The 14,477-nt window shown below is 41.1% G+C and carries 13 protein-coding genes; all 13 read left to right on the forward strand.

Annotation, left to right across the window (positions count from 1 at the left end):
* The 13 genes from Q0058_RS08400 to Q0058_RS08460 all read left to right on the forward strand — a co-directional run bounded on the left by Q0058_RS08400 (window position 1) and on the right by Q0058_RS08460 (window position 14,456).
* Window positions 1–738 carry a class I SAM-dependent methyltransferase gene (locus tag Q0058_RS08400; protein WP_298222834.1) on the forward strand — a complete coding sequence of 246 codons (738 nt, stop codon included), beginning with the start codon at window positions 1–3 and terminating at the stop codon, window positions 736–738.
* Between the two features lie 76 nt (window positions 739–814).
* The gene (locus Q0058_RS08405) at window positions 815–2,236 is read left to right on the forward strand and encodes a UDP-glycosyltransferase (RefSeq protein WP_298222836.1); all 1,422 of its coding nucleotides are present in this window, start codon (window positions 815–817) and stop codon (window positions 2,234–2,236) included.
* Complete coding sequence (locus tag Q0058_RS08410; protein WP_298222838.1) at window positions 2,229–3,035, forward strand: hypothetical protein; 807 nt, start codon at window positions 2,229–2,231, stop codon at window positions 3,033–3,035. Before Q0058_RS08405 ends, Q0058_RS08410 begins: the two co-directional genes overlap by 8 nt.
* 14 nt (window positions 3,036–3,049) lie before the next feature.
* Entirely contained in the window at window positions 3,050–3,613 is a 564-nt protein-coding gene (locus Q0058_RS08415; protein WP_298222840.1) for a serine O-acetyltransferase, read from the forward strand.
* Window positions 3,614–3,625: 12 nt separating this feature from the next.
* Window positions 3,626–4,930 carry an alpha-1,2-fucosyltransferase gene (locus Q0058_RS08420; protein WP_298222842.1) on the forward strand — a complete coding sequence of 435 codons (1,305 nt, stop codon included), beginning with the start codon at window positions 3,626–3,628 and terminating at the stop codon, window positions 4,928–4,930.
* Window positions 4,931–6,094, forward strand: coding sequence for a glycosyltransferase family 4 protein (locus Q0058_RS08425; protein WP_298222844.1), 1,164 nt, complete (start codon window positions 4,931–4,933; stop codon window positions 6,092–6,094). It abuts the gene before it with no gap.
* A gap of 300 nt (window positions 6,095–6,394) precedes the next feature.
* On the forward strand, window positions 6,395–7,933 hold the full coding sequence (locus Q0058_RS08430) for a glycosyltransferase family A protein (protein WP_298222846.1): 1,539 nt from the start codon (window positions 6,395–6,397) through the stop codon (window positions 7,931–7,933).
* A 4-nt stretch (window positions 7,934–7,937) separates the two neighbouring features.
* Complete coding sequence (locus Q0058_RS08435) at window positions 7,938–8,936, forward strand: glycosyltransferase family 2 protein (protein ID WP_298222848.1); 999 nt, start codon at window positions 7,938–7,940, stop codon at window positions 8,934–8,936.
* Entirely contained in the window at window positions 8,933–9,487 is a 555-nt protein-coding gene (locus tag Q0058_RS08440; protein ID WP_298222850.1) for a serine acetyltransferase, read from the forward strand. Before Q0058_RS08435 ends, Q0058_RS08440 begins: the two co-directional genes overlap by 4 nt.
* Entirely contained in the window at window positions 9,487–10,605 is a 1,119-nt protein-coding gene (locus tag Q0058_RS08445) for a glycosyltransferase (RefSeq protein WP_298222853.1), read from the forward strand. Before Q0058_RS08440 ends, Q0058_RS08445 begins: the two co-directional genes overlap by 1 nt.
* On the forward strand, window positions 10,602–11,684 hold the full coding sequence (locus Q0058_RS08450; protein ID WP_298222855.1) for a glycosyltransferase family 4 protein: 1,083 nt from the start codon (window positions 10,602–10,604) through the stop codon (window positions 11,682–11,684). The genes Q0058_RS08445 and Q0058_RS08450 overlap by 4 nt, the downstream gene beginning before the upstream one ends.
* Window positions 11,678–13,003 carry an O-antigen ligase family protein gene (locus Q0058_RS08455; protein WP_298222856.1) on the forward strand — a complete coding sequence of 442 codons (1,326 nt, stop codon included), beginning with the start codon at window positions 11,678–11,680 and terminating at the stop codon, window positions 13,001–13,003. The genes Q0058_RS08450 and Q0058_RS08455 overlap by 7 nt, the downstream gene beginning before the upstream one ends.
* 52 nt (window positions 13,004–13,055) lie before the next feature.
* Entirely contained in the window at window positions 13,056–14,456 is a 1,401-nt protein-coding gene (locus Q0058_RS08460) for an exopolysaccharide biosynthesis polyprenyl glycosylphosphotransferase (protein ID WP_298222858.1), read from the forward strand.
* Window positions 14,457–14,477 lie beyond the last annotated feature (21 nt).

A 14,477-nucleotide genomic window follows, 5' to 3' on the forward strand; every position in this document is an offset into this window, starting at 1 on the left:
ATGGGAAACTGGAATTACTGGACCGACAGAAGTTACTATCACAAAGAACTCGCCGATCGCGCCAAAGGATTGAAAAGCGAAATGGAATCGGCCAAACAGGTTGCGAAAGTGGTGCATGACGAAGCGAAAAGCTGTCATTCGATTCTCGATGCGGGTTGCGGAACCGGACATTTCATCCTGAGTTTTGAGAAACAACTCAAGAACGATTTCAAATATTTAGGGATTGATATCACCGAGCAACACATTATCGATGCGAAAGAAATTTTTAAGGAAAACCCGAACTATCAATTTATGCTGGGCGACGTGCGCAAACTTCCCGTAGAAGATAAAAGCTACGAAGTTTCGATTTGCTGCAACACGATTCCCCACATTCCAAATATCGATCAGGCGATTAAAGAACTGATTCGTGTGACCAAAAACGATGTGTTCATCAGAATGCTCGTAGGCAATGAAGTGTTGATCACCAAAAAAGGGTTGTCCGACGAACTCGATGCCAATGGCGAACCGGCTTCGTTCATGTACGTCAACATCTACGATGAAAATTATATTAAGAAAATCGTCGGTGATCTGGGAGAAATTAATATTTACGACGACGAGTTCGATGCCGCTGCGATCATGAAACATTACGAAGAGCACAAAGCCAGCGCGGGAAACAACATCGCCACGAGAATCATCGACGGATCGCAATTTAAAGGACACTTGATGTTGCCTTGGAAAATCGTCCACATTAAATTGTAACAAAGCGCTATATTCGCCTTGAAATGTTTTTTATGTCTGATAAAAAAAGGATATTTGACGCCACTAAAATAAGATAATGCGCAACAATAAATTATTCATACTGCTTCCTGATGGCGTCGGACTTAGGAATTTTGCTTTCACGAACTTTCACAAAACCGCCAAGGCAAGAGGTTTGGACATCGTTTTCTGGAACAATACGCCGTTTGACTTAACCGCCTTAGACTTCAAGGAAATCAAAATTAGCAATGCCAAAGCGCATCCGCTGACGAATATGCTAAAAGTCGCGCAGACCAGAATTGAACTGGCTTTGAGCATCAAACGTTCGAAGGATTTAGTTTACAATTCGTACAAATTTCCTTTTTCGAATGAAGATTGGAAGCGAATTATAAAGAATCTCTATACCAATGCACTCATTTTGCGTTACAATTCCGACAAAGGATTGGCGAAAATCAGGACAAAAATTGCGCAGCACGAACGCAAGACGAAACTCTATTTCGACAGTTTGGAAACGTTGCAAAAAGAGAATCCTGCGATGGTTTTTTGCACGAACCAACGGACGATGTTAGCCGTAGCGCCAATTCTCGCAGCACAGGATTTAGGAATTCCGACCGCAGCCGTCATTTATTCGTGGGATAATTTGCCCAAAGCGACTAAAATTGTAGAACCTGATTTTTATTTCGTCTGGAGCGAGTACATGAAAAAAGAACTCGTGTATTATTATCCGCATGTGAAAGAAGAACAGATCATCGTCACCGGAACGCCGCAGTTTGAGCCACATTTTGATGCTGATTTCTTATCTTCAAAAGAAGATTTTTACAAAGAATACAACCTCGATTTTAATAAAAAATACATTTGTTTCTCTGGAGATGATATCGTTTCCTCGCCGCATGATCCTGTTTATTTGAACGACACGGCGACGGCTGTCAGAAACCTCAATCAGAATGGGCAAAATCTCGGAATCATTTTCCGTTGTTGCCCCGTGGATTTCTCGAACCGTTTTGATGAAGTGATTGAAAAAAACAAAGATGTCATCACGCCAATCGCCCCAAAATGGACGCAGATTGCAGAACAATGGAACACAATTTTGCCGACCAAAGAAGATTTGATTTTGCAGATGAACACGATTGCAAACACAGAATTAGTGCTTAATTTAGGTTCGTCGATGGTGTTTGATTATGTGGCGTTTGGCAAACCGTGCGCTTATTTCAATTACAATGTCGAGAATGAATTATATCAAGACTGGTCCGCCGAGAAAGTCTATAATTTCATGCATTTCCGATCGATGCCAAACCCAAAAGCAGTTTTCTGGATCAATGGATCGGAGGAAATTAGCGGTTTGATTCTCAAAATGCTTGGCGATTCCAAGAAAGAAGCCATTGAAAACGCACAACTTTGGTTTGAAAAAATTAATTTACATCCGGCGAAAGACGCGTCCAAACGCATTGTCGATTCGATTGAAAATATCATGAACGAGTCTCAATCCACAAAAAATGACTAAAAACATAGCCATACTTTCTACCGTGGTCAATTTTGATTTGTATCAAAAATCAGCACCGTTGTTTCCGAAAGGCATCCAGAAATATCTGATCGACGGAAGAAACGGCATGCACGCGATGGACAGCGTTTGCTATATGTTCAAAAAACTCAAAGACCAAAACATCGATTGGCTGATTATGGCCGATGAAGATGTCTTGTTCATCAATCCGGATTTGGTTTTTCCGATTATCCAACGCATGGAACAAGAACAATATACCGTTTGCGGCGTTCGCGACGGCGGTGTGATTCCGCATCGCGTTCAGAATCCGTTTGCGATCAATACGTTTTTTTCGATCATCAATTTCAAAGAGATTTCTCAAATCTGGAATGAAGATGAAGTACTCAAACACCAATTCATTGTTAAGGATGAATTTAAAGATGATTTGAGTCAAGTGCCTGGAGATTACAGCAAGGAAAGTCTTTTTGAGCCTTATTACTGTTTTTATTTCTGGCTCAGAAGGCAACATAAAAAAATCCTGTTTCTCGACGCTTCGGTTCCGTTTGAAGACGATGCAATCACCAATTTAGTTTTTGATGACCAAGGCAATAAAATGCTTTATCATACTTGGTACGCGCGCTCTTATGGCAGCAACGACAAGCACACCAAACGCATCAATGCGATTTTTGACAAGGCGTTGAAAACTGAAAATACTGAAATAGCGCCAATCATTTTTAAAGATCCGACTTATGCGTTCAAAAAGAATTGTGCGAAACAATACGCAAAAGTGGTGGTTAAACTGAAATCAATGCTCAAAAAATAATTTTCGTTCCCGACATGACAAAATCAGAGTTAAGAGACATTCTAAAACACGACTTGCTGCGATACCAAATCGTCAAGCCTTTGACTTTGTTGTTGTTTCTCAGATGTTATTTTATGTACAGCATTCCTGGCTTAAAATTCACGATTGTCTTTCGCTATTGCCAGTATTACCGCCGCAAAAACCGTTTGTTCTTTTATTTTCTTTTTGTTTGGTTGCGTCATCTGAACGTCAAATACGGTTTTGATATTTCTTACCGCACCAAAATTGGGAAAGGCTTGTATATCGGGCATTACGGTGGCGTTGTGATTCATGGCGATACGGAAATTGGCGAATATTGCAATTTATCGCAAGGTGTCACCATCGGTGTTTTGGTGCGTGGTAAAAACACCGGAATCCCGAAGATTGGAAACCGTGTATTTATAGGCCCGGGCGCGACAATCTTGGGTGGAATTACCATTGGTGACGACGTGTTGGTCGGTACGCAGGCGATTGTTACTTTTGATGTGCCGAATGAAGCGGTTCTTGCGGCTCCGTTGGCCACGATCATTTCCAATAAAGGCTCTAAAGGCTATATCTAACAGGATTTTCTAATGATAACATTCAGCAAAATTGGCCGAAAAGGAAATCTTGGAAACCAGTTGTTTCAAATCGCTTCGACCATCGGATTGGCGATTGAAAATGAATTAGATTATGGGTTTTTAGCGTGGCAATACCAACAGTATTTCAAAAATAAATTACCGCCGATTTCGGAATTACCCAACGAAATTACTACACTTCCAGAAAAACATTTCCACCACTACCATTGGGATTTTAAAAAGGATACCGATTTTGACCTCGTAGGCTGGCTGCAATCTGAAAAGTATTTCGATAGTGATAAAACCAAACATTATTTTGAGTTTGAAGAAGATTTAGTCGCTAAAATCAAAACCAAATACGCCGCAACTTTTGAAAAAAAGACGGTTTTGCTTTCGATCCGAAGAGGTGATTTTGTGAACCATCCCGATTATCTGCAACTTTCCATAAAGTTTTATTTGAACGCTTTGGCGCGTTTTTTTCCGGATTGGACTTCCAGAAATTTGATTGTACTCAGCGACGATATCGACTATTGTAAATTCCACTTTTCTTTTTTGGATAACGCTTATTTTGGTGACGGACTGAATGCGATGGAACAATTGTGTCTGGGTTCTTTGTGTGATGATTTCATTATCGGGAATTCCACGTTTTCGTGGTGGTCGGCTTGGCTTGGCGAAAAACAAAATAGCAAAGTGATTTGTCCGCATCAAAACTTCGATGGACAGAAACGGCTCGAATGTGATGACAAGGATTATTTCCCCGAACGATGGATTTCCTATAACGCGTCAAATGAAAAAGTTAACTTGAACGAAGTCACTTTTCATCTTGATTTTAAATCCAATCATGAAATTGTAAGTAGTTATCTTTCGCATTATTTTGATGCTGAAATCTTATCAGGTTCAACAGTCCCGAGAACGTTGAAGTATGCTTATATCTTTAAAAAAGACTATTTTGTTCCGCCGGTTTTAGTGTATTACAGCGCTTTAAAAAAGTCATATTCACCGGTCAATACAATCATTAATCAAGTTACAAATGTGTTTAAGGTTTCGAGAAAACTCAATTATGAAGAATTCTTGCAACAACAGGATTTCGGAATGTTTTCGACGATTTTCAGTTTCAAAGGGAATACTTCACATAAAAGCGGCAAAGACATTTACATAGAAAACACAAACGCATTACAGCATTCGAATACAATAATTATCGAAACTGCGGCCGGACAATTCAGTAATACAGGTTTTGCTTTTAGTTTTAAACGCTATCTCAAAACAGTAGAAATCTCCTTAAAGCGAACCGTCAAAAAATTGCTGTTTATCAAAAAATAAATGAAAAACCAACTGCATATCGCTTACCTCGTTTCCCATTATCCGCACGAAGCTTTCGGCGATGACGGCGGTTTGGGCACAAGCGTTTATACTCTGGTTGAAAAAATCAGAAGAAAAGACTGCTATGTTTCGGTGTTTGTGTATGGCCAGCAAAAAGCTTTTGAGATTCAGGAAGAAAACCTCACGATTTACAGCATTGCCGATATCGATGCTAAGTTTTTTAAATTCTATTGCCACAGAAAACACATCGAAAAATTCGTCAAGGAAAAAATAAAATCCACTTCAATTGATATCCTCGAAGCGCCCGACTGGACAGGAATCACGGCCTTTATGCATTTCAACATTCCGCTGATCATCCGTTTTCATGGCAGCGATGCTTACTTTTGCCATCTCGAGAAACGCAAGCAGAAACTCAAGAATTTCCTGTTTGAGAAACTTGCGATCCGCCATGCTGACGCTTTCATTGCGCCGACTTCTTTTGCCGGCGAATTATCTAAAAAGATATTCAATATCCAAGGCAAGGAAATCAAAACCATCCATTACGGTTTGGCGATTGAAAATTTCCACAACCCGCATCCGGAGCAATTCGAAAAAGGATTGATTCTATACATAGGAACTATTATCCGCAAAAAAGGCGTGTTGCAATTGCCAGGCATTTTTCATTTGTTGCAACAACAATGTCCGGAAGCGAAATTGGTTTTGATTGGTGGAGATTCTTATGATATCGAAACCGGCACAAAATCGACTTGGGCATTGGTGCGCCAGCTTTTTCAAGGCGATGAAGAACAAAGCGTCACTTATTTGGGAAAAGTGCCTTATCAACAAGTAAAAGAGCACATCAAAAGAGCGCATGTCTGCATCTTTCCGACGTTTGCCGAAACTTTGGGCATGGTCACCATTGAATCGATGGCACTTCAGAAACCGGTCATCAACAGCGATATCGGCTGGTCTCAGGAACTAATTGAAGATGGTGTCAGCGGTTATCTCGTCCATCCTGAAAACCATGAGCTTTATGCGCAACGCATTCAGGAATTGTTTCAAAATGAATCTTTGGCAGAAACCATGGGGAAAGCCGCGAGAAAAAGGGTTGAAGAACATTTCGATATCGAAAAAATCGTACTGCAGAATATCGATTTTTACAAGAAAATTTTGAGTCGGAACTAAGCTTAAAAACAAAAATTACAGCAATGACGAAATGGATTCATTTCGTCATTTTTTATTTTTACCCGATTCGGAATGTTCATTTTTGTAACGCATTCAATGCCAAATAACATGACAAGGTTCAACCGCGATAAATACTGCGTATTCAGCGCAATAATCTGCCTAATAAATGCTTCTTTTTAAGCGAATTATTTATACATTTGGCTCCGCATTAAAAATTAGAACAAATACATCGCAAGTAAAAGTATACGTTGAGAATGACCTTGAAAGTAATCGGCGTAATTTTAATCCACGAAAGACCCCATGAATTTAAAAGAATACAAAACCGCAGGCGGCGAAATTATCTTATACAACGGCAACCTGAATACCCAAAAATTAGAGCTTCTGGCAGCAGGCTATGGCGATATTTGGCATAGTTCGTTCGAGCAGGGCTATAAAAATGCGTTTCCTGAGATCGCGATTCAGGGTTCGGTGCTGTTTTGGTATGTGCGTGATTTCGACAATCTCGACGAATGTGTGAGTTGGCGCATCAATCCGAACCATTTCGCAATCAGAAAAACGGCTTGGGAAACTTTGGGCGGATTCGATACGGATTTTGAAAATATCCAAACACAAGCTTTGGATTTCGGGTTCAGTGCTTTGCGTTTTCAGGGCGTCACGCCTTTATATGTCAAAGGTCTTTTCGAATCCAATAGGATGGAACCGATTGCAATTTCCGCACGCGACCGTTATACTTTTTTCATCAAGAACTTTAAGATCGACCATTCGGTATTCATGCTTTACCGCAAGGGATTCTGGAAACCTAGCGAATGGAAAGCGTTCCAATATGCCAAGAATAAATTTTCACTTCGAACCAACCGTCCGTTATTACCGCCGCGTCCTTTGAAGGAAATTCAGGGAAATCCAACAGCGAGCTACATTATTCCAACGATGTTCCGTCAGGATTTCACTTTGAATTTATTGAAAGATTTAGCGAACCAGAACTACAAACCGACACAAGTGTTTGTCGTCGATGCCACGCCGGAAAGTGAACGCGACGAATCGATCTACCAATCACAGGAATTTCCGTTTGAACTGACCGTGATTTGGCAACAATCCAAAGGAAGCTGCCGCGCAAGAAACGAAGCGATTGTTTTGTGTACGGGCGATTATATCGTTTTTGGCGATGACGATGTTAGAATTCCACCGGATTTTATTGAGAACCATATTCGAATTATCCAAACCTACAATGCCGGAGCCTGCAATGGTTTAGACATCAAAGCCGATAATTCGACACAGGATTTAGACGATTTGAAACGAAAATTGAAAGAAGTCGATCACCAGCGTTGGTTTGTCGGCAGCACGCAAATGTTCAGCAATGCCAATTCGTGCGTCAAAAAAGAATATGTTGATAGGCTTGAAGGCAACGACATCAATTACGACGGCGGTTACGGAGAAGACGGCGATTTCGGTCTGGCGCTTTTGAAATTGGGCGTCGGCGTATTGCATAATCCGTTTTCTACGAATCTGCATTTGAAACCTGTCAGTGGCGGTTACCGTTTTTGGGGAACGCAAGCCAGGATTATGGGCAAGAAAAGAAAAACCCAACCTTGGGAACTCGATACACCTGTGAAATGGGTGCGTCCGGTGCCAAGTCCGACATTGATGTATCAGTTTCACAAGCATTTCGGCTCCGAACAACTGTCGGAATACAGACATCGGTATTTTATTACTTTCCTGCTGGATGGTCCGAAACTTACTTTTTTGTACCGCATCCTCAGAATGCCTTACAAACAGATACAGTTCAACAAGTCGATATTTTACGCTAAAAAATTGATGCAATTGGGCGTAAGAACAAAATAACATTATGAAGTTTTCCCTGGTTGTCTGCACCTATATGCGTCCAAAACCCTTGCTCGATTTACTGGAATCGGTCAGGAACCAAACGGTGTATCCGAACGAGATTGTCATTGTTGACGGTTCGACGAACAAGGAAACCCAAACCCTATTGACGGCTAATGCTTTTCAAAATCTCCATTATTTCCTTGTAGATCAAAGCCAACGCGGATTGACCAAACAAAGAAATTTCGGTGTTTCAAAAGTGCAACAAGACTCAGAAATTATTTGCTTTCTCGATGACGATACGGTTCTGGAACCTGATTATTTTGAGGAAATTCTAAATGCTTTTCAATCGGATTCTGAAATTGTCGGCGTCGGCGGAAGTGCCATCAATGAAAATTTCTGGAAGCCAAAAGACACCTCGGTTTCCTACAATCCAAAACGGTTTTACGAATTTGAAGGCTATGTTTATCCTGAAGGATTGCGTAACGTCGTTAGGAATTATTTAGGGTTGCAGTCGCATTTACCGCCGGGAAGAATGCCCGAATATTCACACGGAAAAACCTGTGGATTTCCTTTAACCGATAAAATTTACGAAGTCGATTTACTCATCGGAATGTCTTTTTCATTCAAAAAAACGATCTTCGATCACATTGATTTTTCGACTTATTTCGAAGGTTACGGCTTGTATGAAGACGCCGATTTCAGTATCAAAGCGCAAAGGTTTGGTAAGAATGTCATCACGACCAAAGCGCAGTTATCTCATTATCACAATCCGTCAGGTCGCCCGAACCAATACCAATACGGCAAAATGGTCGTCAGGAACGGCTGGTATGTCTGGCGTTTGAAATATCCGAAGCCATCAATATCCGCAAAGTTGAAATGGAACGCCATTACTTTAGTACTTGCCGGAATCCGATTGATTAATGTAGTGACGACTAGTAAAAGAAAAGAAGCTTTTACGGAATTTTCAGGTAGGATGGTAGGCTGGTTTTCGTTATTTTTGAGCAAGCCGAAACGATTATGACCACATTCCAACTCATCCGATCTGACTATAGGAAATACCGAAAGTATGGCGCCAATTTTTTTGTGATCCTGTTTTTTACGCAGGGTTTCTGGGCCATTTTTCAGTATCGTTTGGCGCATGCTGTGTATCGAAAAATCACGGTACAGCCTTTTCGAATCATTTTGAAGAGTTTGTTTTTTTTATGGCAAAAAGGCATTGAAATCCTCACGGGAATTTCTATACCGGCTTCAGCGAAAATCGGACATTCCTTTTATATCGGGCATTTCGGAGGTATTATCTTCAATCAGGACACGATGATTGGCGACAATTGCAACGTGGCTCAAAACGTTACGATTGGGGTTTCTGGTCAAGGCGAAAAAAGAGGCGTTCCGGTGATTGGAAACAACGTTTACATCGCGGCCAATAGTGTCGTCGCAGGGAAAATAACCGTTGGCGATGATGTGCTGATCGGTGCCTGTTCTTTAGTGAATGCAGATGTTCCCGCGCATGCAACGGTGGTCGGTGTTCCCGCACAAGTGGTTTCCCGAAACGGATCAAAAGACTATATCTGATGAAAATAGTTGTCATTTCTGCCGCGCCTTTTATTGAAAAAGAGGGTTGTTATCAAGCGTATAGCCCTTATGTGAAGGAACTCGCGATATGGGAAAAACATTCCGGCGAGATGGCTTTTTTCTGTCCGATTTGGGAAAGCGATAATGGTTTGCTGATTGCACCCATTCCGTTTCGGGTTTCAAAATTATTTCTTGCCAAAGAATTCAACATCAAGACTTTTGCGAATTTTATAAAGGCAATCCAGTATTCATTTTCTAATTTTTACCAACTGTTCAAAGCGATGGCTTGGGCCGAACACATTCATTTGCGATGTCCAGGAAATATAGGATTGATGGGCTGTATTGTCCAGATATTTTTTCCCGGAAAACCAAAAACTGCCAAATATGCCGGCAATTGGGATCCGAATTCGAAGCAACCCTGGAGCTACAAACTCCAGCAATGGATTTTGAGCAACACCTTTCTGACCAAAAACATGCAGGTGCTCGTTTACGGAGAATGGGAAGGAAGTTCGCCCAACATCAAGCCTTTTTTTACAGCGACTTACACCGAAGCGGATAAAATTCCGGTGCAGCCGCGCAGCCTTGACGATAAAATTTCAATCGTTTATGTTGGCACCTTGACTTCTGGGAAACGCCCGTTATATGCTATAAAACTCGTAGAAGAACTTTTAAAATCGCATCCCAATATTGAATTTTCAATGTACGGAAACGGCAATCAAAAGGAAGAATTGCAGCAATACATTCACGACCACCAATTGGAAAAGGCTGTTTTTCTCAAAGGGAATTTTCCCCAAGACGCGATGAAGAAAATTTATCAAGAAGCCCATTTTTTGTTGCTGCCATCCGAAAGCGAGGGTTGGCCTAAAGTCGTTGCCGAAGCAATGTTTTGGGGATGTTTGCCAATTGCCACAAAGGTTTCGTGTGTGCCGAATATGCTCGACTATGGCAAAAGAGGCGTGCTTTTATCAATGCAATTCGAGGAAGATGTTACGTCTGTTTCAAGCCTAATTCAAAACCCGTCAGCTTATATTGATAAAGTGCAACAAAGTATCGTTTGGTCTAGAAAATATACACTGGATTTGTTTGAGAATGAAATTAAAACCCTGTTGCAATCATGAGAATACTTCAACTCATAGATTCTTTGCAGGTCGGAGGCGCTGAACGAATGGCGGTCAATTATGCCAACGCGCTTGTCGATGCCATCGAATTTTCAGCTTTGGTGGCTTCAAGAAAAGAAGGTGCTCTAAAAAATCACATCAACGATAAAGTCAGTTATTTTTGCCTTGACAAGCAATCGACTTTCGATGTGAAGGCCATTTTACGGTTGCGCGCTTTCTGCAAAAAAGAAAAAATCGATTGGATTCATGCGCACGGAACGTCTTATTTTACCGCTTTTTTATTAAAAATGGTCCATCCGAAAATCAACATTATCTGGCACGAACATTTGGGCGCTAGGAGTTCAGAAAAAGCCATCAGCAATCGTATTTTAAGATTCTGTTCGAGGTTTTTCTGCGGCATTATAGTCGTGAACCACGAACTTGAAGTCTGGTGTCAATCAGCATTGCATTGCGACAAGACGATTTATTTGCCGAACTTTACGATGAAAAATGCGAATGAGAAAGCAGTCACAACCTTGCATGGTTCCGATTCCAAAAGGATTCTTTATCTCGCGAATTTAAGGAATCCGAAAAACCATCAATTGTTGGTTGATGTTGCCATAAAACTGAAACAACGCCATCCACAATGGAGTTTTCACTGCGTCGGAAAAGATCTCGAAGATGATTATTCCAAAGCGTTAAAAGCTTCCATTGGCGAAAATAAGTTGACCGAAACGTTTTACCTTTACGGGCTCAAGGAAGACATTGACCACATCATCAGCCAGGCTTCGATAGGCGTGATTGCCTCGTCCTCGGAAGGATTGCCAGTCGCGTTGCTCGAATATGGTTTGCATCAAAAAGCGGTTGTCGCGACTCAGGTAGGGGAGATTCCCGAAATCATTTCCGATGGCATTAATGGTTTTGTAGTACCTTCGAATGATCCGGATGGGTTTCTCGAAGCGCTGGTCAAACTTGTTGAAGATGAAAGTTTAAGACAGCAATTTGGTAATGCGTTGCACCAGACCATCATCGAAAATCATTCGGAAAAAGCCGTGATTTCAAAATATATTAATTGGATAAATAAAGAATTGCAATGCTGAATGTTGAAAAAAAATACCTCTTTTTAATTGTCTTACATTTAATCATCGGGGCTTTACTGTACAACAATGGCTACACTCCAAAAATCTATGGCTACAGCATTATTTTTGGCGGTATTCTTTACATTATCAATTCCAAAAACAGGAACCATGAAGTGCTTTATGCCACGGCTTATATGGTCGGGAGCGAGATTGTGCTGCGAATGACCGACGGAAATCCCGTATACGAATTCTCGAAATTCGGGGTGATGATTTTTGTTCTGGTCGGTGTTTATTTTAGCGGGATTTCAAAGAATGCGGTGGCTTACTGGATATTTTTGCTGCTGCTGATTCCGAGTGTCATCATTACCTGCGTCGAGTTGAATTACGCGATTAGTTTGAGAAAGGAAATTTCGTTCAACGTTTCCGGGCCAGTATGTCTTGGGGTTTGCTCGATATACACCTACAACCGGAAAGTCTCGATTGAACAGATCAATAATATTTTATTATGCATCGGGTTGCCAATCGTCAGCTGTATCGTTTACCTGACTTTGTTTACGCCCAACATCCGTGACATCATTACCGGAACCGATTCCAATGGTCTGACTTCGGGTGGTTTCGGACCCAATCAGGTTTCGACGATGTTGGGATTGGGAATGTTCATATTCGTCTCGAGATTGCTGTTGCTATCGAATACGAAATACTTGTTTGCGATTAATTTATTCCTTACGATGTATATCACTTATCGAGGTTTCATCACTTTCTCAAGAGGGGGTATGATCACGGGTTTTGTGATGATTGTAGCACTGATTGTCGTCTCTTACTTTTTTGTGAGCCAAGTCAAAAGGTTGCGGATGACGCTGATGATTGCATTCATTATGGCGTCTTTCACCGCGGCATGGTATTATTCTTCCGACCAGACTAACGGAATGATCAATAAGAGATATGCCAATCAGGATGCTGCCGGAAGGGTCAAAGAAGACAAACTTTCAGGTAGAACGGAATTGGCGGCCGATGAGTACGAAACCTTTCTGAAATACCCGGTACTGGGTATCGGCGTAGGCAGGAATATGGAACAAAGGTACCAACGTACCGGCGAACTTATCGTTTCCCATAACGAGATTACAAGGATGATTGCCGAACACGGATCTTTAGGGATTTTGGGGCTCATCATCCTGTTTCTGACGCCTTTGATTTTATATATTGACAATAAGTATAACATCTACCTGGTTTGCTTTTTAGCGTTTTGGCTGCTGACAATCAACCACGCTGCGATGCGATTGGCTGCACCGGCTTTCATGTATTCTTTATCACTGCTCAAAGTAGTTCCCGATGAAGAGTAATTTGCTATTTTTTCACTAAATTGCACCGCTTTAATCAGATACTTATTCTTCAATGGTCGCTAACCGTAAAATACATTTTGAGATTTCTGAACGAAAAATCCTGTTGCGGATTTTCGATGTGCTCAGCGTATTGTTGGCGTTATATTTAGTAGGTATCATCTTCAATTTTCATTACTTCAACATCTCTACAACCAATTATTACTGGACGATTGTTTTGGGAATTTACCTCAACATTATCGGAACCGTGTTCGAGATGTATAGCCTTCAGGTCGCGAGCAACCAGTTTCAGGTCGTTAAAAGTATCGTACTCACTTCTTCATCGACGGTGCTGATTTATTTGCTGACGCCAATCTACACACCAAACCTGCCCACCAACAGGATGCAGATTATCTTCTTTTATGTGGCCATATTGGTTGCGTTATTGTTGTGGCGCTTATTCTATGTAAAGTTTCTAGCCTCAAGCCGTTTCCAAAAAAAAGTTATTCTGATTTGCGATAAAGACCAGGCAGAAGAACTGATTCTCGGACTAGAAAATGTAGATCCGCATTATAAAGTCATCGGTTATGTCAATTCCGATAGCAACCAAATCAGCAATCCCGAAAAGAAAAAAGATTTTGTCAAGAATATCGATATCGATCAGCTTGAGCGTTTCGTAGTACAACATTCGGTTTCTGAAGTGGTGATTGCATCGCAGAAAACAGACGGAATCACGGTTAATCTTTACAACCAGCTCATCCACTTGTTAGAAAACGGTTTCATCATCCGTGAATACACACAGGTTTATGAAAATATCACTCAAAGGATTCCTGTGCAATATGTCGCGCGGGATTTTTACAGGTATTTCCCATTCAGCAGAAGCAACCAGAATCAGCTGTATCTGTTGATTGTCAGATTGGTTGAAGTCATTATTTCGTTATTCGGGCTTGGTTTAGGAATCGTTCTTTTGCCCATAATCGTCTTAGGGAATCTTATCGGCAATCGAGGCCCGTTGTTCTATACGCAGGAACGCATCGGAAAAAATGGTATACCTTTCAAAATACTCAAACTCCGTACGATGATTAAAAATGCGGAATCCAACGGTGCGGTATTTACGACGCTCAATGATTCAAGGATTACTGCTTTTGGAAAGTTCTTAAGAAAAGCCAGAATTGATGAATTCCCACAGTTTTTAAACATTCTCAAAGGCGAAATGGCGGTTATCGGACCCAGACCGGAACGTCCTGTCTTTGTGAATGAAATTGCTGAAGTCATGCCTTTCTACGAAACACGCCATGTCGTAAAACCCGGACTTACAGGATGGGCGCAGGTCAATTATTCTTATGGTGAAACCATTGACGACAGTCTGATCAAATTGCAATATGATTTGTATTATATCAAGCACCGCAGCATTTTCCTTGATATCAATATTGTCCTGAAAACCTTTAGCACGGTTTTATTCTACAGAGGACAATAGTTTTCATAGATTTTTAGACTG

This window comes from Flavobacterium sp., assembly GCF_027484705.1.
GTDB lineage: Bacteria > Bacteroidota > Bacteroidia > Flavobacteriales > Flavobacteriaceae > Flavobacterium.

Excerpts from the sequence above, each read along its gene's own strand:
- Q0058_RS08410 (WP_298222838.1), top strand. The coding sequence starts at position 2,229 with ATGACTAAAAACATAGCCATACTTTCTACCGTGGTCAATTTTGATTTG.
- Q0058_RS08430 (WP_298222846.1), top strand. The coding sequence starts at position 6,395 with ATGAATTTAAAAGAATACAAAACCGCAGGCGGCGAAATTATCTTATAC.
- Q0058_RS08415 (WP_298222840.1), top strand. The coding sequence starts at position 3,050 with ATGACAAAATCAGAGTTAAGAGACATTCTAAAACACGACTTGCTGCGA.
- Q0058_RS08450 (WP_298222855.1), top strand. The coding sequence starts at position 10,602 with ATGAGAATACTTCAACTCATAGATTCTTTGCAGGTCGGAGGCGCTGAA.
- Q0058_RS08405 (WP_298222836.1), top strand. The coding sequence starts at position 815 with ATGCGCAACAATAAATTATTCATACTGCTTCCTGATGGCGTCGGACTT.
- Q0058_RS08400 (WP_298222834.1), top strand. The coding sequence starts at position 1 with ATGGGAAACTGGAATTACTGGACCGACAGAAGTTACTATCACAAAGAA.
- Q0058_RS08420 (WP_298222842.1), top strand. The coding sequence starts at position 3,626 with ATGATAACATTCAGCAAAATTGGCCGAAAAGGAAATCTTGGAAACCAG.
- Q0058_RS08440 (WP_298222850.1), top strand. The coding sequence starts at position 8,933 with ATGACCACATTCCAACTCATCCGATCTGACTATAGGAAATACCGAAAG.
- Q0058_RS08455 (WP_298222856.1), top strand. The coding sequence starts at position 11,678 with ATGCTGAATGTTGAAAAAAAATACCTCTTTTTAATTGTCTTACATTTA.
- Q0058_RS08425 (WP_298222844.1), top strand. The coding sequence starts at position 4,931 with ATGAAAAACCAACTGCATATCGCTTACCTCGTTTCCCATTATCCGCAC.
- Q0058_RS08445 (WP_298222853.1), top strand. The coding sequence starts at position 9,487 with ATGAAAATAGTTGTCATTTCTGCCGCGCCTTTTATTGAAAAAGAGGGT.
- Q0058_RS08435 (WP_298222848.1), top strand. The coding sequence starts at position 7,938 with ATGAAGTTTTCCCTGGTTGTCTGCACCTATATGCGTCCAAAACCCTTG.
- Q0058_RS08460 (WP_298222858.1), top strand. The coding sequence starts at position 13,056 with ATGGTCGCTAACCGTAAAATACATTTTGAGATTTCTGAACGAAAAATC.